Origin of the sequence: Rhizobium leguminosarum, from assembly GCF_002953715.1 — a bacterium.
Taxonomy (GTDB): Bacteria; Pseudomonadota; Alphaproteobacteria; order Rhizobiales; family Rhizobiaceae; genus Rhizobium; species Rhizobium leguminosarum_V.
In genome coordinates, this window is record NZ_CP025017.1 from 190,142 (window position 1) to 211,179 (window position 21,038).

Annotated in this window: 20 protein-coding genes; 14 read left to right on the forward strand and 6 right to left on the reverse strand. The window is 61.5% G+C overall.

Features of this window, described 5'->3' with window-relative positions; translation table 11 throughout:
- Nucleotides 1–39: 39 nt before the first annotated feature.
- The 8 genes from CUJ84_RS37360 to CUJ84_RS37395 all read left to right on the forward strand — a co-directional run bounded on the left by CUJ84_RS37360 (nucleotide 40) and on the right by CUJ84_RS37395 (nucleotide 9,636).
- Nucleotides 40–1,137, forward strand: a complete 1,098-nt coding sequence (locus tag CUJ84_RS37360; RefSeq protein WP_029873594.1) for an ABC transporter substrate-binding protein — start codon at nucleotides 40–42, stop codon at nucleotides 1,135–1,137.
- A gap of 95 nt (nucleotides 1,138–1,232) precedes the next feature.
- The gene (locus CUJ84_RS37365; protein ID WP_105010436.1) at nucleotides 1,233–1,571 is read left to right on the forward strand and encodes a hypothetical protein; all 339 of its coding nucleotides are present in this window, start codon (nucleotides 1,233–1,235) and stop codon (nucleotides 1,569–1,571) included.
- 328 nt (nucleotides 1,572–1,899) lie between these two features.
- The gene (locus CUJ84_RS37370; protein ID WP_105010437.1) at nucleotides 1,900–2,925 is read left to right on the forward strand and encodes an ABC transporter substrate-binding protein; all 1,026 of its coding nucleotides are present in this window, start codon (nucleotides 1,900–1,902) and stop codon (nucleotides 2,923–2,925) included.
- Nucleotides 2,926–2,959: 34 nt separating this feature from the next.
- On the forward strand, nucleotides 2,960–3,877 hold the full coding sequence (locus tag CUJ84_RS37375) for an ABC transporter permease (RefSeq protein WP_105010438.1): 918 nt from the start codon (nucleotides 2,960–2,962) through the stop codon (nucleotides 3,875–3,877).
- Complete coding sequence (locus CUJ84_RS37380; RefSeq protein ID WP_105010439.1) at nucleotides 3,853–4,602, forward strand: ABC transporter ATP-binding protein; 750 nt, start codon at nucleotides 3,853–3,855, stop codon at nucleotides 4,600–4,602. The genes CUJ84_RS37375 and CUJ84_RS37380 overlap by 25 nt, the downstream gene beginning before the upstream one ends.
- 37 nt (nucleotides 4,603–4,639) lie before the next feature.
- Nucleotides 4,640–6,016, forward strand: coding sequence for an LLM class flavin-dependent oxidoreductase (locus CUJ84_RS37385; protein WP_105010440.1), 1,377 nt, complete (start codon nucleotides 4,640–4,642; stop codon nucleotides 6,014–6,016).
- A 61-nt stretch (nucleotides 6,017–6,077) separates the two neighbouring features.
- Nucleotides 6,078–7,148, forward strand: coding sequence for an LLM class flavin-dependent oxidoreductase (locus tag CUJ84_RS37390; protein ID WP_105010441.1), 1,071 nt, complete (start codon nucleotides 6,078–6,080; stop codon nucleotides 7,146–7,148).
- A gap of 526 nt (nucleotides 7,149–7,674) precedes the next feature.
- Nucleotides 7,675–9,636 carry a HAMP domain-containing methyl-accepting chemotaxis protein gene (locus tag CUJ84_RS37395; protein WP_105010442.1) on the forward strand — a complete coding sequence of 654 codons (1,962 nt, stop codon included), beginning with the start codon at nucleotides 7,675–7,677 and terminating at the stop codon, nucleotides 9,634–9,636.
- A 147-nt stretch (nucleotides 9,637–9,783) separates the two neighbouring features.
- On the opposite strand, the gene mctP is transcribed toward CUJ84_RS37395, so the two are convergent.
- From mctP to CUJ84_RS37420, 5 genes are all read right to left on the reverse strand, one after another.
- Nucleotides 9,784–11,259, reverse strand: coding sequence for a sodium:solute symporter family monocarboxylate transporter (gene mctP, locus CUJ84_RS37400; RefSeq protein WP_105010443.1), 1,476 nt, complete (start codon nucleotides 11,257–11,259; stop codon nucleotides 9,784–9,786).
- Nucleotides 11,249–11,446, reverse strand: coding sequence for a DUF3311 domain-containing protein (locus CUJ84_RS37405; protein ID WP_105010444.1), 198 nt, complete (start codon nucleotides 11,444–11,446; stop codon nucleotides 11,249–11,251). Before CUJ84_RS37405 ends, mctP begins: the two co-directional genes overlap by 11 nt.
- Nucleotides 11,447–11,717: 271 nt before the next feature.
- Nucleotides 11,718–12,362, reverse strand: a complete 645-nt coding sequence (gene mctR, locus CUJ84_RS37410; RefSeq protein ID WP_105010445.1) for a two-component system response regulator MctR — start codon at nucleotides 12,360–12,362, stop codon at nucleotides 11,718–11,720.
- Entirely contained in the window at nucleotides 12,359–13,732 is a 1,374-nt protein-coding gene (gene mctS, locus CUJ84_RS37415; protein ID WP_105010446.1) for a sensor histidine kinase MctS, read from the reverse strand. The genes mctR and mctS overlap by 4 nt, the downstream gene beginning before the upstream one ends.
- A gap of 123 nt (nucleotides 13,733–13,855) precedes the next feature.
- Nucleotides 13,856–14,320, reverse strand: a complete 465-nt coding sequence (locus tag CUJ84_RS37420; protein ID WP_003555489.1) for an Lrp/AsnC family transcriptional regulator — start codon at nucleotides 14,318–14,320, stop codon at nucleotides 13,856–13,858.
- Nucleotides 14,321–14,483: 163 nt separating this feature from the next.
- On the opposite strand from CUJ84_RS37420, the gene CUJ84_RS37425 reads away from it, so the two are divergent.
- From CUJ84_RS37425 to CUJ84_RS37445, 5 genes are all read left to right on the forward strand, one after another.
- Nucleotides 14,484–15,263, forward strand: coding sequence for an ABC transporter ATP-binding protein (locus CUJ84_RS37425; RefSeq protein WP_105010447.1), 780 nt, complete (start codon nucleotides 14,484–14,486; stop codon nucleotides 15,261–15,263).
- A 47-nt stretch (nucleotides 15,264–15,310) separates the two neighbouring features.
- Complete coding sequence (locus CUJ84_RS37430; protein WP_105010448.1) at nucleotides 15,311–16,084, forward strand: transporter substrate-binding domain-containing protein; 774 nt, start codon at nucleotides 15,311–15,313, stop codon at nucleotides 16,082–16,084.
- Nucleotides 16,085–16,096: 12 nt separating this feature from the next.
- Nucleotides 16,097–16,822, forward strand: a complete 726-nt coding sequence (locus CUJ84_RS37435) for an ABC transporter permease (RefSeq protein ID WP_017992548.1) — start codon at nucleotides 16,097–16,099, stop codon at nucleotides 16,820–16,822.
- 12 nt (nucleotides 16,823–16,834) lie between these two features.
- A complete protein-coding gene (locus CUJ84_RS37440) occupies nucleotides 16,835–17,524 on the forward strand; it encodes an ABC transporter permease (RefSeq protein WP_105010449.1) in 690 nt (229 codons plus the stop codon).
- A 121-nt stretch (nucleotides 17,525–17,645) separates the two neighbouring features.
- On the forward strand, nucleotides 17,646–18,554 hold the full coding sequence (locus CUJ84_RS37445) for a homocysteine S-methyltransferase family protein (protein ID WP_105010450.1): 909 nt from the start codon (nucleotides 17,646–17,648) through the stop codon (nucleotides 18,552–18,554).
- 29 nt (nucleotides 18,555–18,583) lie between these two features.
- Here CUJ84_RS37445 and CUJ84_RS37450 read toward each other — a convergent pair whose 3' ends face one another.
- Nucleotides 18,584–19,018 carry a MarR family winged helix-turn-helix transcriptional regulator gene (locus CUJ84_RS37450; RefSeq protein WP_105010451.1) on the reverse strand — a complete coding sequence of 145 codons (435 nt, stop codon included), beginning with the start codon at nucleotides 19,016–19,018 and terminating at the stop codon, nucleotides 18,584–18,586.
- Between the two features lie 201 nt (nucleotides 19,019–19,219).
- Between CUJ84_RS37450 and CUJ84_RS37460 the strand changes: the two genes are divergently transcribed.
- Nucleotides 19,220–21,034: a chloride channel protein gene (locus tag CUJ84_RS37460; protein ID WP_105010453.1), complete on the forward strand. Its 1,815-nt coding sequence runs from the start codon at nucleotides 19,220–19,222 to the stop codon at nucleotides 21,032–21,034.
- Nucleotides 21,035–21,038 lie beyond the last annotated feature (4 nt).

Below are 21,038 nucleotides of genomic sequence, written 5' to 3' on the forward strand. Positions count from 1 at the left end.
CCCCCGGCATTTCACAACAAACAAAATGGAGGAGTGAACATGAAGCGCAGAACATTATTGCAGGCAACGGTCGCAACCGTCGCCGTTATGCTCAGCATGCCGGCATTGGCCGATTCGATGGCTGACGCCAAGGCCGTCGTCGAAAAGTATGCTTCCAAGGTGAGCGCCTGGGATGGCCCGACGAGCGGCCCCAAGGGCGCTGCCGGAAAGAACATCGTCATTCTTGCCGGCGATATGAAGAACGGCGGCATCCTCGGCGTGGTCAATGGCGTTCAGGAAGCGGCAGGCGCGCTGGGCTGGACGGTGAAGGCGCTTGACGGCGCCGGCTCGATCGGCGGGCGGACCGCGGCGTTCGGCCAGGCCATGGCGCTGAAGCCGGATGGCATCATCATCAACGGCTTTGACGCGGTCGAACAGAAGCCGGCGATGGAAGCAGCCAAGGCTGCCGGCATTCCGATGGTTTCCTGGCACGCCGCCTCGGCCGTCGGTCCGGTTCCCGAAGTCGGTGTCTTCGCAAACGTGACCACCGACGCGATGGAAGTGTCGAAGTCGGCGGCGGACTGGGCCTTTGCCGATGCCGGCGGCAAGCCGGGCGTCATCATCTTCACCGATTCCACCTATGCGATCGCGATCGCCAAGGCCGACCGCATGAAGAAGGAGATCGAGGATCTCGGCGGCACGGTGCTCGAATATGTCGACACGCCGATTGCCGAAACCTCTCAGCGCATGCCGCAGCTGACCACATCGCTTCTGCAGAAGTATGGCGCGAAGTGGACGCATTCGCTGGCGATCAACGACCTCTATTACGACTTCATGGGACCTTCGCTCGCCTCGGCCGGCATTGCAGGCGACGGAAAACCGGTGAACGTCGCAGCCGGCGACGGTTCGGAGAGCGCCTATCAGCGTATCCGCGCCAAGCAGTTCCAGGCCGTCACGGTCGCCGAGCCGCTCAACCTCCAGGGCTGGCAGCTCGTCGACGAATTGAACCGCGCCTTTGCGAAAGCTCCATGGTCCGGCTACGTGTCGCCGCTGCATGTGGTGACCAGCCAGAACGTCGAGTTCGACGGCGGACCGAAGAACAGCTTCGATCCCGATAACGGCTATCGCGATCAATACAAGAAAATCTGGGGCAAATAACCTTCCCAATCAGGGCGTATCGACCGATACGCCCTGATCTTACGACAGCCCACCAACATCGATCCAGCTCCGGCGAGTTTTGGAAAAGAGACCCTATGATCATTCGTTATGCTTTGTTTGAAGGCGAAATCCATCCCGGCAGAGAAGTCGAATTCCGCGAATTCGTGCGGCAGCGGCTCGTCCCTCTCTGGACGAAATTTCCGGGCGCCGAGGAAATCCGGGTGCTGGATGGAATGGAGCGCGACGAAGGCGCCCCGATCTATGCTATGGCCTTGGCCATTCGTTATCCCGATATGGATGCGGTGAACGCGGCACTTCTCTCCGATGTGCGGTCGCAGAGCCGCGAGGTCACCGGCGAACTCCTGCAGCTCTTTACCGGCAAGGTGCACCATCACGTATTCGCGGCCAACGAATATGCACCGCATATTGCCTGACATAAGGCGATCCCGACGTCCGCGACGGCTTGGCGTCTGAAGGGCGGTCGCTGCGGTCCGCTGCCCGGCCTTAAACAAAAGTAAGGGTTTGAACAAAGACCGGGAAAGCGCCCGCGGACGAACGTCCCAGGCGCTTTTTTCATGTCGGGACGCGCCGAGCATCCTTCGGACGCGCCGGATGCGATCGTTCCGGTTGCCCGACTTTTGAGGACAATTTTCCCTCAGCGCCACTTTCATTAAACTAAATAGTCTATCGATTTAGTAGATTATATTCCATCTTACCGTGCATCGCTCCTGCAAACGACAATCCGAAACGGGAAGATCGACGATGACATTGGCAAAGACATTCAAAATTGCGTTGTTCAGTCTGCTTGGTCTCAGTGCCATCCACGGTCCGGCGGCAGCTCAGGCAGACGCCCCCCTGCTTTCTAAAGTGCCGCCAGGCACGGTGCTGACGATCGGTGATCCGGTCACTCAGAAAGCTCTCGAAGTGTCCGGTCTCGACAAAGAGCTCAGTTTTGAAGTCAAATGGGCCAATATCAGCGGCGGGCCGCAGACTTCGGAAGCTTTCCGCGCCCATGCGCTCGATGTCGGATCGGTGGCCGAGATCCCTTCGATCTTCGCCAACTGGAACAATCTGCCTGTCCGCAACATCGCCTATCGCGAACGCCGCGACCCGATTGCCAATCCCATCTACCGCTTCGGCATCGCACCGGGCGCGGCCGTCAAGACGCTGGCAGATTTCCGCGGCAAACGCATCGCTTTCAGCCCGGGCCAGGCCCAGGGCACGCTCGTCCTGCGCGCGCTGCACGCGGCAGGTCTGAAGAGCAGCGACGTCACCCTGGTGGAACTGCCAAGCACCAGCGACGTCTATCCGAAGGCATTGGCGAGCAAGCAGGTCGACATCGCACCGCTCGGCGGCGTCTACATCAGGCGCTACATCACCCAATACGGGCCTGATGGCGCGACCCTCGTCGAGCATGGCCTGCGCGACGATCCGAGCCATCTTTATGCGCCGCAATGGGTTCTCGATGATCCCGCCAAGGCGGCAGCTCTCGCCGAATATGTCGGTCTATGGGCACGCGCCACCGAATGGGTGAACCGGAACCCGGATCTCTGGATCAAGGAATATTACGTTGGTCAGCAGGGGTTGAGCCAGGAGGACGGGGAATATCTCGTCAAGCTGACCGGCGAACAGGTCGTTCCCAGCGATTGGAGCGAAGTGAAGAAGCGCCACCAGGAAACCATCGACCTGCTGGCAGACGAGCTCGGCTACAAGCCCCTCAATGTGGAGCAGATTTTCGACAATCGCTTCGAAAAGCTCGGCGCCGCGGCTTTGGCCAAGAGCCAGTAACGCTCGACACCCCTTCGGAGAGGAGATTTGAAGCATGGCAACCACTTGGGATGCAGATGAGGCGAAACTGTCGCGGTCGTCCGGCGGTAGAATTGCGCATGCAGGTTCACGCGCGACAAGGCCGGTTGTCCCGGCTAGCTTTGCTGGCTCTGCTGGCTTGGCCGGCCCCCGCGCCCGGCGCAGGCTGGGTCCCGGACCCGCGATCCCTTTCGGGTTGCAGATCGGGCCGGTATTGCTCGTCTTGACCTGGGTCGTCGGTTCTGCGCTCGGATGGATCGACCCGCGTATCCTGTCGGCGCCGTGGACGGTGGTCGAGGCTTTCGTAAGGCTGATAGAGCAGGGTCGCCTGCAGGACAATTTCGTGACGTCGGCGACACGCGCCCTGCTCGGTCTTAGCATCGGATTGCTGATCGGCACGATCCTGGCGGTGATCGCCGGCCTTTCCCGGATCGGCGAAGCCCTGATCGACGGGCCGGTCCAGATCAAGCGCGCGATACCGACGCTGGCCCTGATCCCCTTGCTGATCCTGTGGTTCGGCATCGGCGAGAGCATGAAGGTCACGACCATCGCGCTGGCCGTGATCGTGCCGATCTACATCCACACCCACAATGCGCTCCGCAGCATCGACAGCCGTTATGTCGAATTGGCCGAGACCCTGCGGATGAGCCAGAAGGACTTCATCCTTCAAGTGGTGCTGCCCGGCGCCCTGCCGGGTTTCTTGCTGGGCCTGCGGTTTGCCGTCACCCTCTGCTGGGTCTCTCTCGTCGTGGTCGAGCAGATCAACGCCACCAGCGGCCTCGGTTATATGATCGATCTTGCCCGCAATTACGGGCAGACCGACGTCATTCTCGTCGGCCTGGTGGTCTATGTGCTGCTCGGTCTCGTTTCGGACGGTCTCGTCCGCCTGCTTGAACGGAGGGTCCTCTCATGGCGCCGCACCCTGGCAAACTGAAGCCCGCAAGCAAGGCCGTCCACGTGCGAAACCTCGCACGGCGGTTTGCGACGAAGACGATCCTCGACGGCGTCGATCTCGATATCGAGGAAGGCGAGTTCGTTGCCCTGCTTGGCCGCAGTGGCTCCGGCAAAAGCACGTTCCTCAGGGCTCTTGCCGGTCTCGATCATGGTGTCGAGGGAACCGGCACCCTCGAGACGCCGGAGAGCCTTTCGGTGGTTTTCCAGGATGCTCGCCTGCTGCCCTGGCGCACCGTCATCCAGAACGTTACGCTTGGCTTGACCGGCGCCTCCGGCCAGGAAGCCGGACGGAAGGCTTTGGCGGAGGTAGGACTTGCCGGCCGGGAATCGGCATGGCCGAACCAACTTTCGGGTGGCGAGCAGCAGAGGGTCGCTCTTGCCCGTTCGCTGGTGCGCGAACCGGCCCTGCTTCTCGCCGATGAGCCGTTCGGTGCGCTCGACGCGCTGACACGGCTGAAAATGCACGATCTGCTGCGGGAGTTGTGTGCAAGACACTGTCCTGCCGTGCTGCTCGTTACCCACGACGTCGACGAGGCGATTTCGCTGGCCGACCGCATCCTGGTTCTCGACGAAGGCCGCCTCATCGAGGATCTCAAGATCGATCTGCCGACGCCGCGGGATCACGGCGATCCGCGCTTTGCGCAGTTCCGAATCCACCTCCTCAGCCGGCTCGGGGTCGAGCTTCCGGGCCGCAAGGCCGCCTGACATCAGCAACAGTTCAGTTTGATCTGGAGATAAGCCAATGAGCACATCGAAACGGCAAATGCGGCTTGGCGCGTTCATCATGGCGACGGGCCATCATATCGCCGCCTGGCGCCATCCGGAGGCGCAGGCCGATGCCGGCCTCAATATCGATCACTACCGGGAGCTCGCGGAGACCGCCGAACGCGGCAAATTCGATCTCGTCTTCGTCGCCGACAGCCCGGCGGGATGGGACCGCGCCAAGGACCCGGAAGCGCTTCGCCGCACCGCCCAGGGCGCGCATTTCGAGCCGCTGACCCTCTGGGCTGCCCTCTCGCAGGTAACCAAACATATCGGCTTCGTCGCCACGGCATCGACGACTTATGAGGACCCTTACCTGCTGGCCCGCAGGTTCGCGTCGCTGGACTATATCTCCAAGGGTCGTGCGGCATGGAACGTCGTCACGACAGGTGCGGATGTTTCGAAGAATTTTTCAATCGCAGGCCATCCCGCCCATGCCGATCGTTATGAGCGGGCCGAGGAATTCGTCGACCTGGTGAAGGGCTTGTGGGATTCCTACGAGGACGATGCCTTCATCCGCGACAAGGAAAGCGGGGTCTATCTCGATCCCGACAAGGTGCATCTCGTCGATCACAAGGGCAAGTTCTTCTCGGTGGCCGGCCCGCTCAACGTCGGGCGTCCGGTTCAGGGCTATCCTGTCATCGTGCAGGCCGGCGCATCCGAACCCGGGCGCGAACTTGCTGCCCGCACGGCCGAGATCATCTTTACCGCCAACCAGACCTTCGAGGATGCGCAGGAATTCTATTCGGACGTCAAAGGGCGGCTCGGCCGCTACGGACGCCGGCCGGACGAACTGCTGATCAGTCCCGGCATATTCCCGGTTCTCGGCGGGACGGAAGCGGAAGCCCAGGCAAACTACGACCATATCCAATCGCTCGTTCATCCCTCCATCGCCTGGAATATCCTTGCCCGCCACTACAAGGGCATCGACCTTTCCGGCTACTCGCTGGATGATCCCGCCCCTCCCCTGCCTGATAATACCGAACTCAACAAAAGCCGTCTTAAGCTGGTTTCCGATCTGGTATCGCGCAACAATCTGACGCTGCGCCAGTTCTATCTGGCGGTGGCCACCGCTCGCGGCCATCGGACGGTTGTGGGAACACCCGAGCAGATCGCCGATGCGATGCAGAGCTGGTTCGAGAACGGCGCTGCCGACGCCTTCAACATCATGCCGCCGATCCTGCCCACCGCTCTGACCGATTTCGTCGATCAGGTCGTCCCGATCCTGCGCAAGCGCGGCCTGTTCCGGCACGAATATGAAGGCACGACGCTGCGGGAGAATTTGGGCCTTCAGCGCCCGCCGAATGGCTTTGTGGTTCAGGCAGGGCAGCAGCAGAAGGTGCAGGCGGCCGTATGAACTTCCAGGGGGGATTTCCCCCTGGTTTCCTTGTTCCAATCACACAGAACTGCAGCATCGCATGAGCAATAATTCCGAATTTCTCTGGTATATTCCTAACGACATCAAAGCCGGTCATCGCGGCGATTCCGCCGTCGAGAACCACAACAGCCTGGATACGCTGACCAGCCAAGCAAGGGCGCTGGAGGAACATGGCTGGAAGGGGGCGCTCATCGGCACCGGTTGGGGCCGCCCCGACACCTTTACCGTCGCGGCCTCGCTCGCCGCCCGGACGACCACCTTTGAACCGCTGATTGCGATCCGTCCAGGCTATTGGCGACCGGCAAACTTCGCTTCCGCGGCGGCGACGCTGGATCACCTGACGGGCGGCAGGGTGCGGATCAACATCGTGTCGGGCAAGGACAACCTGGCTGCCTACGGCGACAGCGAGGGCGATCAGGCCCATCGCTATGCACGCACCAGGGAGTTCATGCGGCTGGTCCGCAGACTGTGGACCGAAGACAACGTCACCTCCGCCGGCGAGCACTTCCGGGTCGCCGACTCCACCGTGGTGCCGCGCATCCAGGTCCGCGGCGACCGTCGGCACCCCAAATTCTATTTTGGCGGCGCTTCGGAGGCGGCCGAACGGGTGGCGGCTACCGAGGCCGATGTCCAGCTCTTCTGGGGCGAGCCGCTCGACGGTGTCCGCGAACGGATCGCGCGGCTCAAGGCGCTGAGCCGGGAACTGGACCGCGACCTCCCGCCGCTGGAATTCGGCCTGCGGATAACGACGCTGGTCCGCGATACCACCGAACAGGCCTGGACCGACGCCGAGGCGAAGGTCGCGGAGATGGCCAGAAGCAAGGGCAGCGGCTGGCACGATCACCAACGGGCGCTCGCCGTCGGCCAGCAGCGGCTGCTCGATCTGCATGAGCGCGGCGACGTCCTCGATGACAACCTCTATACCGCCCCGGGCAAGTTCGGCGGCGGCGGCGCCGGCACCACCTGGCTGGTCGGTTCGGCGGAAGACGTCGCCCGCTCGCTGCGCAAATATCAGGATCTCGGCATCACCCACTTCGTGCTGTCCGACACGCCGTATCTCTCCGAGATCAAGCGGCAGGGCGATCAGCTGCTTCCGCTGCTACGTGGCTGAAGCCGGAAGCGCGAGCGCTCCGGCACCGCAGCTGCAATTCATGCCGATTGCCGAGACCTTTCGGCAAATCACTATCCGATGCCAGGACGGCGTCGCGTCGTCGCAGACAAGCCGCAAAGCCTTGTTGCGCAGGGGAGTCCGAAGATTTCGCAACCACCGGGAGAGCGCTCCTTAAATCGTCCATCCGAAAAGCGCAAATGCTATCCAAATATGGCGATATAGCATGCTCCGTCGGCTCCGTTTACACTCTCTAAAATATATTCCTCTAATTTTTTTTAGATATCGGGACGACGTTCTTTAGGTTCGTCACCTCCGCCATGATGGCGGCTCAGGCACCCGAATTTTGCATGAAATCGGCTTTTATTGCTTTGACGGATGTCCCGTATCTCAAGCGCGATTCCGGGCACAGGGTGCCTGTCGGATGCACTCGGAGACACCGAGGCTCTGCATTCGAACGAGATATGACAAGCAATCCTGGCTGCCGAGACATCCTTCCAACAAACCTCACCGCGAGGGGAGAGTGCATATGAAGAATATCATGAGTTTCGGGGTTGTGGCGCGCCTGGCGCTTGGCTTCAGCGTTCTCCTTTTGCTGATGGTCGGCCTGACCATCTATTCGACGGAAAAAGTTGCGCAGATCAATGATAAGCTTGGAACCATCAACGACGTCAACAGCGTGAAGCAGCGGTTTGCCATCAACTATCGCGGCAGCGTGCATGATCGGGCAATCGCCATCCGCGACGTCACTCTGGTGACGTCTGCCGATGAACGGAAGACCGCCGAGGCATTGATCGAGAAGCTGGCCGCCTCCTACGCCGAGAATGAAAAGCGCATGGCGGATATGGTTGCCTCTTCGGCCGGTGCGACGGAACAGGAAAAGACCATTCTCGGTGAGATTGCAGACATCCAGGCGAAGACCAATCCTCTGGTCGCCCAGATTATTGCACTGCAGGAGAAGGGCGATGGCGAGGCCGCTCGCAAGATCCTGCTCGAACAGGCGCGGCCGGCCTTCGTTGCCTGGCTTGGCGCCATCAACAAATTCATCGACTATCAGGAAGCGCTGAACAAATCGATTGGCGGCGAGGTTCGCAGCACGGCAAGCGGCTTCAAGCCGTTGGCCCTGACCGCGCTTGGCATTGCGGCTGTTCTTTCGCTCGTTGCCGCCGCTGTGACCGCACGCACGATCGTCGGCCCGCTGGCTAAACTTCAGCTTTCGCTGAAAGCGATGGCGGACGGCAATCTTAACGGCGATCGCCGCCTCGAAGCGCGCGGCGACGAGATCGGCAAGCTCGCACGGGCCGTGGCCGGGCTGCGCGACGCAATTTCGGCAAAGGCTGAACGGGAGGCCGACGCCGAGGCGAAGCGAGCCGTGTCGGAGCGGCATCGGCTTGAGCAGGATGCCGATGAACGCCGCACCCTTGCCGAGCAGACGGACAAGGCTGTCGGTCAGCTTGGCGATGCGCTGCAGGCGCTGGCTGACGGCGACCTCACACAGCAGATCGGTACTCCGTTCATTCCGTCTCTGGAAAAGCTCAGAGCCGACTTCAATTCTGCAGTCGAAAAGCTGCGTGCCGCCATGCAGAAGGTTGCCCAGAACGCCAGCGCCATCGCGGGCGGTGCACAGGAGATCCGCTCCGCCTCGGACGATCTCGCCAAGCGGACCGAACAGCAGGCAGCCTCCGTCGAGGAAACTGCCGCTGCCCTGGAAGAGATTACGACCACCGTTGCCGACTCGAGCAACAAGGCTCAGGAAGCCGGCCAGCTCGTTCGCAAAACGAAGGAGAGTGCGGAGCGCTCGGGCAGCGTCGTTCGGGATGCGGTCGACGCCATGGGCAAGATCGAATCCTCCGCCACCGAAATCGGCAGCATCATCGGCGTCATCGATGAAATCGCATTCCAGACCAATCTGCTGGCGCTGAATGCCGGCGTTGAAGCTGCCCGTGCAGGCGAAGCGGGCAAGGGCTTTGCGGTCGTGGCTCAGGAAGTGCGTGAATTGGCGCAACGTTCCGCCAAGGCGGCAAAAGAAATCAAGGAACTGATCAACGCTTCGAATGGCCACGTCAAAAGCGGTGTGGCCCTGGTTGGCGAGACCGGAAAGGCGCTGAAGGAGATTGCGGAGCAGGTACAGCAGGTCGACGGCAATGTGGGGGCCATCGTCGGCGCTTCGCAAGAGCAGGCGACGGGGCTGAAAGAGATCAATACCGCCGTCAACAAGATGGATCAGGGGACGCAGCAGAACGCCGCCATGGTGGAAGAAGCCACAGCGGCCGCCCACAACCTCGCCAAGGAAGCCGACGCGCTGTTCCAGCTGCTGGGCCAGTTCAACATTGGCGGAACGCTGGCACCGAAGCGCGTAGCGCAGCCCGCTGCCGCGGCGCCCCGTGCTCAACCGGCGCCCTCGCCTGCGCGCCAGATGATTGCCAAAGTAGGCAAGTCGTTCCAGACGAATGGGAATTCAGCATTGGCCGGCGACTGGGAAGAGTTTTAAGTCGCCCTGATCTCTCTCCAGCTTAAGCTGGAACGCCAAAGCGGGATAATTTTGCGAAGGGCAGCGTTTGCTGCCCTTCGCATTTTTGGATCAAGAAGGTGAGCATGATATTGTCCGAAAACCGCTCACACTTTTCGGCATCATGCTCTAGGCCCGGACCGGAGCCTTGGCCGGAAGCAGGGCGTTGACTACGAGGGCAACGGCGATGTTGGCCGCAAGCGCCAGCAGTCCCGTGTAGACGGTGAAGGGTTCACCGCCGAGGCTGATCAAATGCAGTGGCTTCCAACCGGCATCCCAGACGAGGAAAGTACCGCCGCCGAAGCCGACGAACCAGCCGGCAAGCAGACCGGGTGCACGGAACCAGTTGGTGTAGAGACCGAAGACCAGTGCCGGAAGCGTCTGCAGGATCCAGATGCCGCCGAGCAGCTGCAGGTCGAGTGCAAATTGCGTCGGCAGGAAGATGATGACGAGAAGCGCACCGATCTTCACCACCAGCGAGGTGATCTTTGCAACCTTCGCCTCGCCCGCATCGCTGACGTCAGGATCGACATAGGCTTTCCAGAAATTGCGGGTGAAGAGGTTGGCGGCGCCGATGCTCATCACCGCTGCCGGTACTAGCGCGCCGATGGCGATCGCCGCAAAGGCGAAGCCGGAGAACCAGCCTGAAAACAGCGTCTTGAACAGCGTGGGAACAACGTCATTGGCGCTGTCGAGCTTCAGGTTGGCGGCATGCCCCATATAGCCGAGCAGCGCCAGAAGGCCGAGCAGCAGCGTATAGGCGGGCAACATGATCGCATTCTTGCGGATCGTCTTGCCGCTGTTGGAGGCAAAGATGCCCGTCAGCGTATGCGGATACATGAAGGCCGCCAGCGCCGAACCCAGGGCGAGCGTGGCATAGGCAACATACTGATTGCCGCCGAGCAGCAGGCTGCCCGAACCCTTGGCCTGGAAGGCCGCATCGGCCGAGGCAAAGACGTTGGCGTAGCCTCCGAGTTTCGACGGGATCAGTGCGACAGCGGCGATCACGACGATATAGATCATGATGTCCTTGACGAAGGCGATCAGCGCCGGCGCGCGCAAACCCGCGGAATAGGTGTAGAGCGCCAGCACGATGAAGGCGATCGCCAGCGGCAATTCGCCATGCAGCCCGAGCGCCTTGAGGACCGCCGTCATGCCGACGAGCTGGAGGGCAATATAGGGCATGGTGGCGATGACGCCTGTTGCCGCCACAGCGAGTTCGAGGCCGCGCGATCCATATTGACCGTGGACGACGTCGCCAGCCGTCACATAGCCGAAATCCTTGGCGCGTTTCCACAGAACCGGCATGACCATGAAGACGAAGGGATAGACGACGATGGTGTAGGGCAGCGCAAAGAAGCCGTAGGCTCCCACCGTATAGACCAGCGCCGGGACGGCGATCACGGTGTAGGCGGTATAGAAATCTCCGCCGACGAGGAACCAGGTGATCCAGGTGCCGAAGTTGCGTCCGCCCAGACCCCATTCATCGATATGGGCCAGTGTCTCGGGCTTGCGCCAGCGGCTGGCGACGAAGCCCATGACGGTGACGAGAACGAAGAAGAACAGGAAGACGGCAAGCGCCGTGCCGTTGATGTCAGTCGTCATGGCGGGTGCTCCGATAGGCGATCCAGGTCAGCGCTGCGGTGATCGGCACCCAGAGAAGCTGATACCAGTAGAAGAACGGAAAGCCGAAAAGAGACGGCTCGCGGACATTGTAAAATGGCGGCCAGAGCAGACCTAGATAGGGAATGACGAGCAGCCAGAGCGCTGCCTTGCTGTGTGGTTTTTCCATGTCGGGATACCTTTCAGGCGCCGCGTCCGCGGTCGCCATGTTCCAGTTGTCGGCGTGGAAGGCAGGTCTGTCAGCCGGCGGCCGCGGCAGGCCCGGCTCGGGTCGCTTGAGGTTTTCCGACCGATCGGAAGCTGATGTAACGCATGTGAATTCCTCCCAACGGCTCGCACTTGGCCAGCCGCGGATGGAGTCCTATGGCGTTGGTTTTGTCCTCACAAGATAGGCGCGGCGGTGAAATGCCGGGGCCTACCCAGAAGTGGGTAGACGCGATTTACCCGGCTTTCGAGACGATGCCCTGATCGAGCGCATAGCGGATGAGGCCCGCTGTGGTGGCGATACCGAGCTTCTTCTTGAGGTTCTTGCGATGGGTTTCCGTCGTGGCGGAGGTGATCCCGAGCGTTTCGGCGATCTCCTTGTTGCTTCTGCCCGCAACGATCAGCCCGAGAATGTCGTGTTCGCGCGGGGTCAGGGGGTCGCTACCCTCCTCGGCGCGTTCGCCCATCAGCGCGTCGAACACGCCGGACGAGAAATATGTCCCCCCGCCCGCCACGGTCTCGATGGCCGAGACGATCTCATCCGTCGAAACGTCCTTCAGGATGTAGCCGGCAGCGCCATGCATGACCGAGGAGGAAATATACTCGCGGCTGTCATGCATGGAGAGCATCACGACCCGCGCCTGGGGAAGTTCGTTCCTGAACAATTCGATCGCATCGATGCCGCTCAGCTTCGGCATGTTGATGTCCATCAGCACGACCTGCGGCAGGACTTGCCGGCCGATCTCGAGCCCCGTTTGGGCGAGCCCGGCCGTACCGGCAACTTCGATATGGTCGAATGTTTCGAGCACGGCCTTCAACCCGTCCAGTACCAGCGGATGGTTGTCGATCAAGAGCACCCTGATTTTCGGGCGTTCCGTCATGCAGCTTCTGCCTGCTTGCCGGCGGGGAGATTGGCCGATTTCGGCAGCATCGCCGTCAGCGTCGTGCCGGCCTCGCTGCTGTTGATCAGCAGCAGGCCGCGGAAGTGGGCCATTCGCTCCTGCATGTTGCGCAGGCCGAGACCCGATCTGCCGGAGATGCCGTCGAAGCCACTGCCGTTGTCGGTGACGGTCATGCGGGCGCGGCCGTTATCGCTCCATAGCTTGACCGCAAGCCGGGAGGCGCCCGAGTGCCGCTCGACATTGTTGAACGCTTCCTGGGCGACGCGATAAAGCGCGGTATTGGCTTCGGCCTTCAGCGTGTCGGTGAAGCCTGAGGCATCGATCTTCGTCTCGATCCCCGTCCGCTCGGCAAAATGATAACAGAGTGCCTCGAGAGCAGCCGTCAGGCCGAGGTCATCGAGCACACGCGGGCGCAGATCGTGCGAAAGCCGCCTGATTTCCTTGATGGCGCCGTTCAGCGCTTCCACACCGCGGTCGATGGTGACAGCCGCATCGTCGACATTGGTCCTGACCTTGCGGCCGGCAAGATCCATCGCATAACGCACGCCGACGAGATTTTGGGAAATGCCGTCGTGCAACTCGCGAGCCAGCCGCGCGCGCTCTTCTTCCTGGGTATCGATGACCCGCTGTGTCAGCGCCTTGAGCCGGCTGTCGGCCATGCGGCGCTCATGGAACGTCAGCAGCATGCAGGTGGTGAAAACGACAAGTACCGAAGGCACGGCGATCAGCGCGACGATGACGAAGGTCCGTCTTATGTTGGCGCGCATCCCGGCGTTGGCGGCGGCACTTTGGGCAAAGACGTCGTCCAGGTAAACGCCGGTGCCGACGACCCAGTGCCATTTGTCGAGACTGACGACGAAGGAGAGCTTGTCGGCGATCTGTCCGGTCGATGGTTTCTGCCATTTGTACTGATGCAGGCCCCCGCCCGCTCTTGCCGTAGCGATCAGTTCGGCAATGACCTTGTCGCCATCCGGATCGGTGAGGTCGAGCCAATTGTGCCCATGCCGGAAACTCTGGCGCGGATGGACGATGTTGTTGCCGTCATAGTCGTAGACGAAGAAATATCCGTCCTTGCCGTAGTCGAGCGAAGTCAGGATCGCCGCCACCTGCTGCTTGGCCGCCTCGTCGTCGGCACCGGCATTGTCATAGATCGTCTGGATGGCGGACAGGGCAAGGTTGGTCAGATTGAGGATTTCGGCTTCCTTGGTCTTCAGCATGTTCTGCTCGAACGTATCGATGCTGTTCTTGGCGAGGTTTGCCGATTGCCAGGTGATGAAGGTGGTGATCGCAAGGATCGAAATGACGAGCGGAACGATCGCCAATGCGATGATCTGGTGTCGTAACGTCAACGATCATTCCTCCCGAGAATTTGCGCCGGGAATTATGCCCTTTGTCATATGCGAGTCCAGCGGCTTGTCGGCGTCCCGATCCGTGGCAGCCGGAACCAATGCCGGCGGGGCATCGCGTGCGCGCTAGTCCAGGGGCACGAACAGGCCGAGCTTGACGTCCCGCAACACGACATTCGTGTGCATCCGGCGGATCTGCGGATTGTCAGCCATGATCAAGGCAGCGATGTCGTCGTAATGCTCGACGTCGCGGGCGGTGACGATTGCGATCAGATCGACTGCGCCGGTGACATAATAGACCTGCTGTATGTGATCCTGCTTTTCCGCCCAGAGGCGGAACTTCGCCAACGCGTCGTAATTGTCCCGCTCGATCTCCATTCCGACGATGAACACCATCGCTGTGCCCGTCGCCTTGCGGTCGACGACGGCCACCTCCGCCTTGATGATCCCTTCCTCGCGTAGCCGCTTCAACCGCCTCTGCACGGCCGAGACCGACAGTCCGATCCGTTCGGCAATCGTTTCAGCTTTCAGCTGGCAGTCGCGCTGAACGATATCGAGAATGTCACGGTCAAAACGATCCAGCTGTTCCATTGTCCAATCCTAATTCTCGCCGCAGCAACTCGCGCATTCTGCCGTACTTGCCGCACGAAGAAGATTATTTTGCATAAAATATGCAGAATAGATGAAAACTGCGCGAAAAAACCGCGTTATTTTATCATTATCCTTCGCAAATTCAATTCAGCCGGAACCATGCATGCCAGATCAACCCTTTCCTGCTCTTCGCGTCGAAGATCTCCATAAAAGCTTCGGCTCGCAAGAGGTTCTTAAGGGTATCTCGACGCAGGCCGAAAAGTCCGATGTGATTTCGATCATCGGTTCGTCGGGCTCCGGCAAGAGCACCTTTCTCAGGTGCATCAATTTCCTGGAAATGCCGGATCGTGGCCGCATTGCCGTAAACGGCGAGGAGATCGCGCTGAAGATGGGGCGGGGCGGCCGGTTGCAGCCGCGCAGTTGGCGGCAGATCGAACGGATACGGACCGGACTGGGGATGGTCTTCCAGAGTTTCAATCTCTGGGCTCATCGTACGGTGCTGGAAAACGTCATCGAGGCGCCGGTGCACGTCATGGGCATTTCGCGGCGCGACGCCATCGAAAAGGCCGAGGCCCTGCTCCACAAGGTCGGGCTCTTCGATAAACGCGACGCCTACCCCGCTTTCCTCTCCGGCGGCCAGCAGCAACGCGCGGCGATTGCGAGAGCCCTCTGCGTCGACCCTGCTGTCATGCTGTTCGACGAACCGACATCGGCGCTCGATCCGGAGCTGGTCGGCGAGGTCCTGAAGGTCATCCGCGATCTCGCGGAAGAAGGCCGAACCATGCTGATCGTCACGCATGAAATGCGCTTCGCCCGCGATGTCTCGAGCCGCGTTCTGTTCCTGCATCAGGGACGGATCGAGGAAGAAGGCCCGCCGGAGCAGATATTCGGGGCGCCGGTCAGCGCCCGCTGCCGGGAGTTCACTGGCCTCAGCGCCCACTGATGCGCATCGATCTATCATCGACAACACAAACCAGGAGAATCCTGCGAATGAAACTGCTCCCCACACTGTTCGCCGGCGCGGCACTCGTGCTTTCCGCCGTCACCGCACAGGCCGAAGTCCGCTTCGGTGTCATGAACGAATCCTATCCGCCCTTCTTCGCCAAGGACGCCTCCGGCCAATGGCAGGGATGGGAGATCGACCTGATGAACGCTGTGTGCGAGGAGATGAAGGAGAAATGCTCGATCGTCGAAATTTCCTGGGATGGTCTCATTCCGGCTCTCCAGAGCAAGAAGTTCGACGTGATCTGGTCGTCGATGTCGAACACCGCGGAACGCTCGAAGGTGATCGACTTCACCGATAAATATTACAACACGCCGAGCACCTTGATCGGCCCCAAGGACCAGAAGCCGGGCGCCACTGCCGAGGACGTGAAAGGCAAGACCATCGGCATCCAGGTGTCGACGATCCAGTCGGAATATTACAAGAAGTATTTCGCCGAGGCTGCCGAGGAAAAGACCTACCAAACGCTCGACGAAGCGTTCCAGGATCTCGCCTCCGGCCGTATCGACTATGTCTTCGGCGATTCACTGGCGCTTGACGCTTTCCTCAAAAGCGATGGCGGCAAGGATTGCTGCGCCAAGATGGGCGACGTTGCCGACGACAAGGAGACTCTCGGCGCCGGCGTTTCGGGCGGCCTGCGCAAGGAAGACACTGAGCTGAAGGCCAAGCTGAACACGGCGATCGCTGCCGTCCGCGCCAGTGGCCAGTATGACGCCATCAACAAGAAATACTTCGATTTCGACATCTACGGCGCAAAGTAAGCAGCCGGAACGATGGCGACCACGCAACAAGGTATTCTGGACCTGCTGTCTCCCTATCCTCCGGGATGGGGCGGTGTCCTTCTGGCAGGTGCGGTCTCCACGGTCGCCATCTCCGCTTGCGCCTTCGCGATCGGCCTGCTGCTCGGCACGGGCGGCGCGCTTGGAAAGCTTTCGGGCAACCGCATGCTCCGCCTCCTGCTCGATCTCTATACCACGCTGATCCGCGCCGTCCCCGAGCTGATCCTGATCGTCGGGCTCTATTATGCCGGCACCGATGGCCTCAACCGGCTGCTCGCCGCGTTGGAGCTGCCGCCGGTCAATGTGAATGGGTTCGTGGCGGCCGTCGCCGTGCTGGGTTTCGTCCAGGGTGCCTACATGACGGAGGTGCTGCGCGGCGCGATCCTCGCCATTCCCGTCGGCCAGATCGAGGCCGCCAAGGCCTTCGGCATGGGACCGGTACTGAGGTTCCGCCGGGTCCTGCTGCCGGCGCTCCTGCCAAACGCGCTGCCGGGTCTTGCCAATCTGTGGATGTCGGTCACCAAGGACAGCGCGCTGGTGGCGGTCGTCGGCTACCAGGAACTGGCGCTCGCCACCCGTCTTGCCGGGGCAAGCACCAAGCATTACTTCGTCTTTTTCCTTGCTTCGGCCCTTCTCTATCTCGCCATCACGCTTGTTTCCAACGTCGTCTTCAAACTGATCGAGGGACGGGTACGGCGGGGGCAGCCGCGCCTTGCCTGAAGAAAGCGCCCCATGAATTTCACCTGGATCTCTTCCTATTGGCCGCTGCTTCTGACCGGCGCCTGGCAGACCGTTTGCCTGCTGGTGATCTCCGTGGTGTTCGGCTTCGCCATCGCCATAGGCCTCGCGTTTGCGCAGGTCAGCGGCGGCAGGCTGACCCGGCTCCTGGTGCGCAGTTACTGCACCTTCTTTCGCGGCACGCCGTTGCTGATACAGCTATGGCTTCTCTACTACGGGGTGGGCTCGCTGCTGCCCATGGTCCCCGGCATCCGCCAGAGCCTGTTCTGGCCGATCCTGCGCGAGGGCTTCTTCTTCGCCGCCGTCAGTTTTACCCTGAACTACGCAGCCTATGAGGCAGAGGTGTTGCGCGGCGCGCTGCTTGCCGTTCCCAAGGGCGAGCTCGAAGCGGGCCGGGCCTTCGGCCTGTCGCCCTGGATGCTGATCCGCCGCATCTGGCTGCCGCGTGCGATTCGAATCGCCCTGCCGACGATTGCGGGAGAGATCGTCATGCAGCTCAAGGCGACGCCGCTCGCCTTTACGGTGACGGTGATGGATCTCTATGCCGTGGCAAACAAGGTTCGGCAGGACACGCTGCTCGTCTATGAACCGCTGCTAGTCGTCACCCTCTTCTATCTCGCGCTGACCGCCGTAATCGCCCGCGTCTTCCGAAGTCTCGAAGAGCAGGTGCCGGTTCGCCGCTAGGCCGACGGCAAAGAAACTGGTCATGAGTTCCCTCACGCACGAACCACGTACATCTCGCCCACCTTGTTATGCAAAAGCCCGCCGCCGCTGACGGCGCGACAGCCTGAATGGAGACCTCTTCATGAGCACGATGCGAATTCTCGATGGCGGCATGAGCCGCGAACTGTTGCGGCTGGGCGCCGAGCTGAAACAACCGGAATGGTCGGCATTGGCGCTGATCAATGCGCCGGATATCGTCCGTAAGGTTCACCAGGAATTCATCGCCGCCGGCTCTGAGGTCGTTACGACAAACAGCTATGCGCTCGTGCCCTTTCACATCGGCGAGGATCGGTTCTGGAAGGAAGGACCAGCGCTGATCCGTCTCGCCGGCCGCTTGGCGCGCGAGGCGGCTGATTCCGTCACGGATCGGAAGGTGCTGGTCGCCGGCTCGCTGCCGCCGATCTTCGGCTCATACGAGCCGCAGAACTTTCAGCCTTCACGGGTGCAGGATTATCTCGATGTGCTTGTCGAAAACCTTTCTCCCTTCGTCGATATATGGCTCGGCGAGACGTTGAGCCTGATTGCCGAGGCAGAGGCTGTCCGCAAGGCGGTGGCGACGTCAGGCAAGCCGTTCTGGATTTCGTTCACCCTGGCAGACAACGAGGTAGCCATAAGGGGCGGCGAACCGAAGCTGCGCTCCGAAGAAAGGGTCGAGGACGCGGCATCCTGGGCGGTTTCATCGGGCGCCGAAGCCCTCTTGTTCAATTGCAGCAAGCCTGAGGTCATGCAGGCGGCGGTGGAGACCGCGGCGCGCGTGTTCCGGAAAATGGACGCGCGCATCGAAATCGGCGTCTATGCCAATGCCTTCGAAGGGGAGCAAGGCGAGGCAGCCGCCAATGAAGGCCTGCACGAGACCCGCAGCGATCTGAATGACGATGCCTATTCGCGCTATGCCTGCTCCTGGGCCGAAGCCGGCGCGACCATCATCGGCGGCTGCTGCGGTATCGGCGCTGCCCATATCCATCGGCTCAAGAAGACGCTTTTGGGTTGAGGCGGCAAGGCGGCTACGCCGCAGCAATGCTATCCAGCCTTCGCCGCCGTCTTCTGGAGCTCGAGCAGAAGCTCGATCAACTTCGGGGCCATCTCCCTGATTTCCGAAAGGTGGACGGCGCTCAGTCGCGTCAGAAGCGCGTCCGCCTTATCCGTCAGAAGAACCGTCTGGCGGCGCCTGTCGGCCGGATCGGCATGACGTTCGACCAGTCCGGCATCCGACAACCGCCCGACAAGCTCGGTCGCCGTATGCGGCGCGATGATCAGCCGCTCGGCCAGCATGCCGACGGTCATGGCTTCGCCGCGTTGTCCCTTGATCGCCAAAAGGGCCTGATGCTGCTGCGGGGGCAATCCCTCCGACTGGGCGGCCGAGGCGCTGAAGTCCATGAACTGGCGAAGCGCAAATCGGAGGTCGGCGAGAGCTTCGTAATCCTCCTGTCTCAGCGGCGGCGCGGTCTTCTTCAAAGCAGTTCTCCTCTGCCGCTACGGCTGCCAAAATCGGCAGCCCATGCCGCCATCATCGAATAGATGGGCAGTCGCCAGCCGGTCAAGTGAGGCATCTTCGTGGGACATTTTCGTCTTCATGCTTTCACCCATTGATTTATATCGTATCACGATATATTGACGCGCCTCAAGCGTATCCATTCCGGCGTAGCAGAGGCTTCCATGGCGCAGCATCCACCAAACAACCGGCCGCACGATTTCACCGGCGGTCTTTCCCGGCGCGAGGCCGGCGATTTCACCACCGACAGGCGGGTCCTCCTCCTGGTCGGCATGTCCATCATTGTCGGCACCGCCGGCGCGTTTGCCGCCTGGTGTCTCGTCAGCCTCATCGCGCTGGTGACGAATGTCATCTGGTTCGGGCAGATTGGTATCCAGCCCGCCTCTCTGGCTGCGGTGCCGCGCTCGCTGTGGGTGGTGCTGGTTCCGCCGCTGGGTGGACTTGTCATCGGATTGATGGCCCGTTTCGGGTCGGAGAAGATCCGCGGCCACGGCATTCCCGAGGCGATCGAGGCGATCCTGATCGGCGGTAGCCGGATGTCGCCGAAGGTCGCGGTCCTGAAGCCGCTGTCGTCGGCAATCTCCATCGGAACCGGCGGCCCGTTCGGCGCCGAGGGGCCGATCATCATGACCGGCGGTGCGATCGGATCGCTGTTCGCGCAATTCTTTCACATGAGCGCTGCAGAGCGGAAAACGCTGCTCGTCGCGGGCGCGGCCGCAGGCATGACGGCCATCTTCGGTTCGCCGATCGCCGCTGTCATGCTGGCGGTCGAACTGCTGTTGTTCGAATGGAAGCCGCGCAGCTTCATTCCCGTCGCCGTTGCCGCCTGCGTGTCGATCTGCTGGCGCCCGCTGCTGTTCGGCGTCGGCCCGCTGTTCCCGACCCACTTCCAGGTGGCCTTGCCCTGGTGGGGTATTTTCGCCTGTGCGGCGATGGGCATCATCTCCGGCCTGCAATCGGGATTGCTGACGACGCTGCTCTACCGGATCGAGGACCTGTTCGAAGCCTTGCCGATCCACTGGATGTGGTGGCCGGCGCTCGGCGGTCTCGTCATCGGTCTCGGCGGCCTGATCGAACCGCGGGCAATGGGCGTCGGCTACGACATCATCGATGGCCTGCTCAACAACCGGCTGCTCGCCCCGGCTGTCATGTCGATCCTGCTGGTGAAGACCATCATCTGGCTGTTTGCTCTGTCGTCGGGCACCTCCGGTGGCGTCCTCGCGCCACTTCTCATCTTCGGCGGGGCTCTCGGATGGCTGGTCGGCCTTGTCATGCCGGGCAATGATCCCGGCTTCTGGGCGCTGCTCGGAATGGCGGCGATGATGGGTGGGACCATGCGTGCACCGCTGACGGGCACTTTCTTTGCGATGGAGATCACCGGCGACGTCAGCACGATCGTTCCGCTGCTTGCCGCAACCGTGGTGGCCTATGCCGTCACCGTCCTGCTGCTGCGCCGCTCGATCCTCACCGAGAAGATCGCCCGCCGCGGTCAGCACATCACCCGCGAATATGGCGTCGACCCGTTCGAACTGTCGCGCGCAAGGGAGATTATGATCAGCGATGTCGACACACTTCCCGTCGCCATGACGGTGGGAGAGGCGTGCGATTTCTTCGCCTCGCAGCAGAAGACGCACCGGATCTATCCGGTGGTCGATGCGACAGGCAGGCTGGCCGGCGTCGTATCGAGAGCCGACGCTCTGCTCTGGCAGGGGAATCCGGACCTTGCCAGTCAGACGCTCGCGGAAAACGTGACGGATGATTCCGTTCCGGTGGGGCATCCAGATGATACGGTCGCATTCATCGCCGATCTGATGCTATCGACCGGCGACGGACGCATTCCGATCGTCGATCCGACCTCAGGGAAATTGTGCGGCCTGATCGCCCGCAAGGATCTGCTGCGGCTGCGCAGTTCCTACAGGTCGGCGGAACTGGATCGGCGCCCGTATCTCACCGGCGGCTCGAAGAGCAAGTCGCGGTAGCGGT

Coding starts and splice junctions, on each gene's coding strand:
- CUJ84_RS37360 (WP_029873594.1), top strand. CDS start 40: ATGAAGCGCAGAACATTATTGCAGGCAACGGTCGCAACCGTCGCCGTT.
- CUJ84_RS37365 (WP_105010436.1), top strand. CDS start 1,233: ATGATCATTCGTTATGCTTTGTTTGAAGGCGAAATCCATCCCGGCAGA.
- CUJ84_RS37370 (WP_105010437.1), top strand. CDS start 1,900: ATGACATTGGCAAAGACATTCAAAATTGCGTTGTTCAGTCTGCTTGGT.
- CUJ84_RS37375 (WP_105010438.1), top strand. CDS start 2,960: ATGGCAACCACTTGGGATGCAGATGAGGCGAAACTGTCGCGGTCGTCC.
- CUJ84_RS37380 (WP_105010439.1), top strand. CDS start 3,853: ATGGCGCCGCACCCTGGCAAACTGAAGCCCGCAAGCAAGGCCGTCCAC.
- CUJ84_RS37385 (WP_105010440.1), top strand. CDS start 4,640: ATGAGCACATCGAAACGGCAAATGCGGCTTGGCGCGTTCATCATGGCG.
- CUJ84_RS37390 (WP_105010441.1), top strand. CDS start 6,078: ATGAGCAATAATTCCGAATTTCTCTGGTATATTCCTAACGACATCAAA.
- CUJ84_RS37395 (WP_105010442.1), top strand. CDS start 7,675: ATGAAGAATATCATGAGTTTCGGGGTTGTGGCGCGCCTGGCGCTTGGC.
- mctP (WP_105010443.1), bottom strand. CDS start 11,259: ATGACGACTGACATCAACGGCACGGCGCTTGCCGTCTTCCTGTTCTTC.
- CUJ84_RS37405 (WP_105010444.1), bottom strand. CDS start 11,446: ATGGAAAAACCACACAGCAAGGCAGCGCTCTGGCTGCTCGTCATTCCC.
- mctR (WP_105010445.1), bottom strand. CDS start 12,362: ATGACGGAACGCCCGAAAATCAGGGTGCTCTTGATCGACAACCATCCG.
- CUJ84_RS37420 (WP_003555489.1), bottom strand. CDS start 14,320: ATGGAACAGCTGGATCGTTTTGACCGTGACATTCTCGATATCGTTCAG.
- CUJ84_RS37425 (WP_105010447.1), top strand. CDS start 14,484: ATGCCAGATCAACCCTTTCCTGCTCTTCGCGTCGAAGATCTCCATAAA.
- CUJ84_RS37430 (WP_105010448.1), top strand. CDS start 15,311: ATGAAACTGCTCCCCACACTGTTCGCCGGCGCGGCACTCGTGCTTTCC.
- CUJ84_RS37435 (WP_017992548.1), top strand. CDS start 16,097: ATGGCGACCACGCAACAAGGTATTCTGGACCTGCTGTCTCCCTATCCT.
- CUJ84_RS37440 (WP_105010449.1), top strand. CDS start 16,835: ATGAATTTCACCTGGATCTCTTCCTATTGGCCGCTGCTTCTGACCGGC.
- CUJ84_RS37445 (WP_105010450.1), top strand. CDS start 17,646: ATGAGCACGATGCGAATTCTCGATGGCGGCATGAGCCGCGAACTGTTG.
- CUJ84_RS37460 (WP_105010453.1), top strand. CDS start 19,220: ATGGCGCAGCATCCACCAAACAACCGGCCGCACGATTTCACCGGCGGT.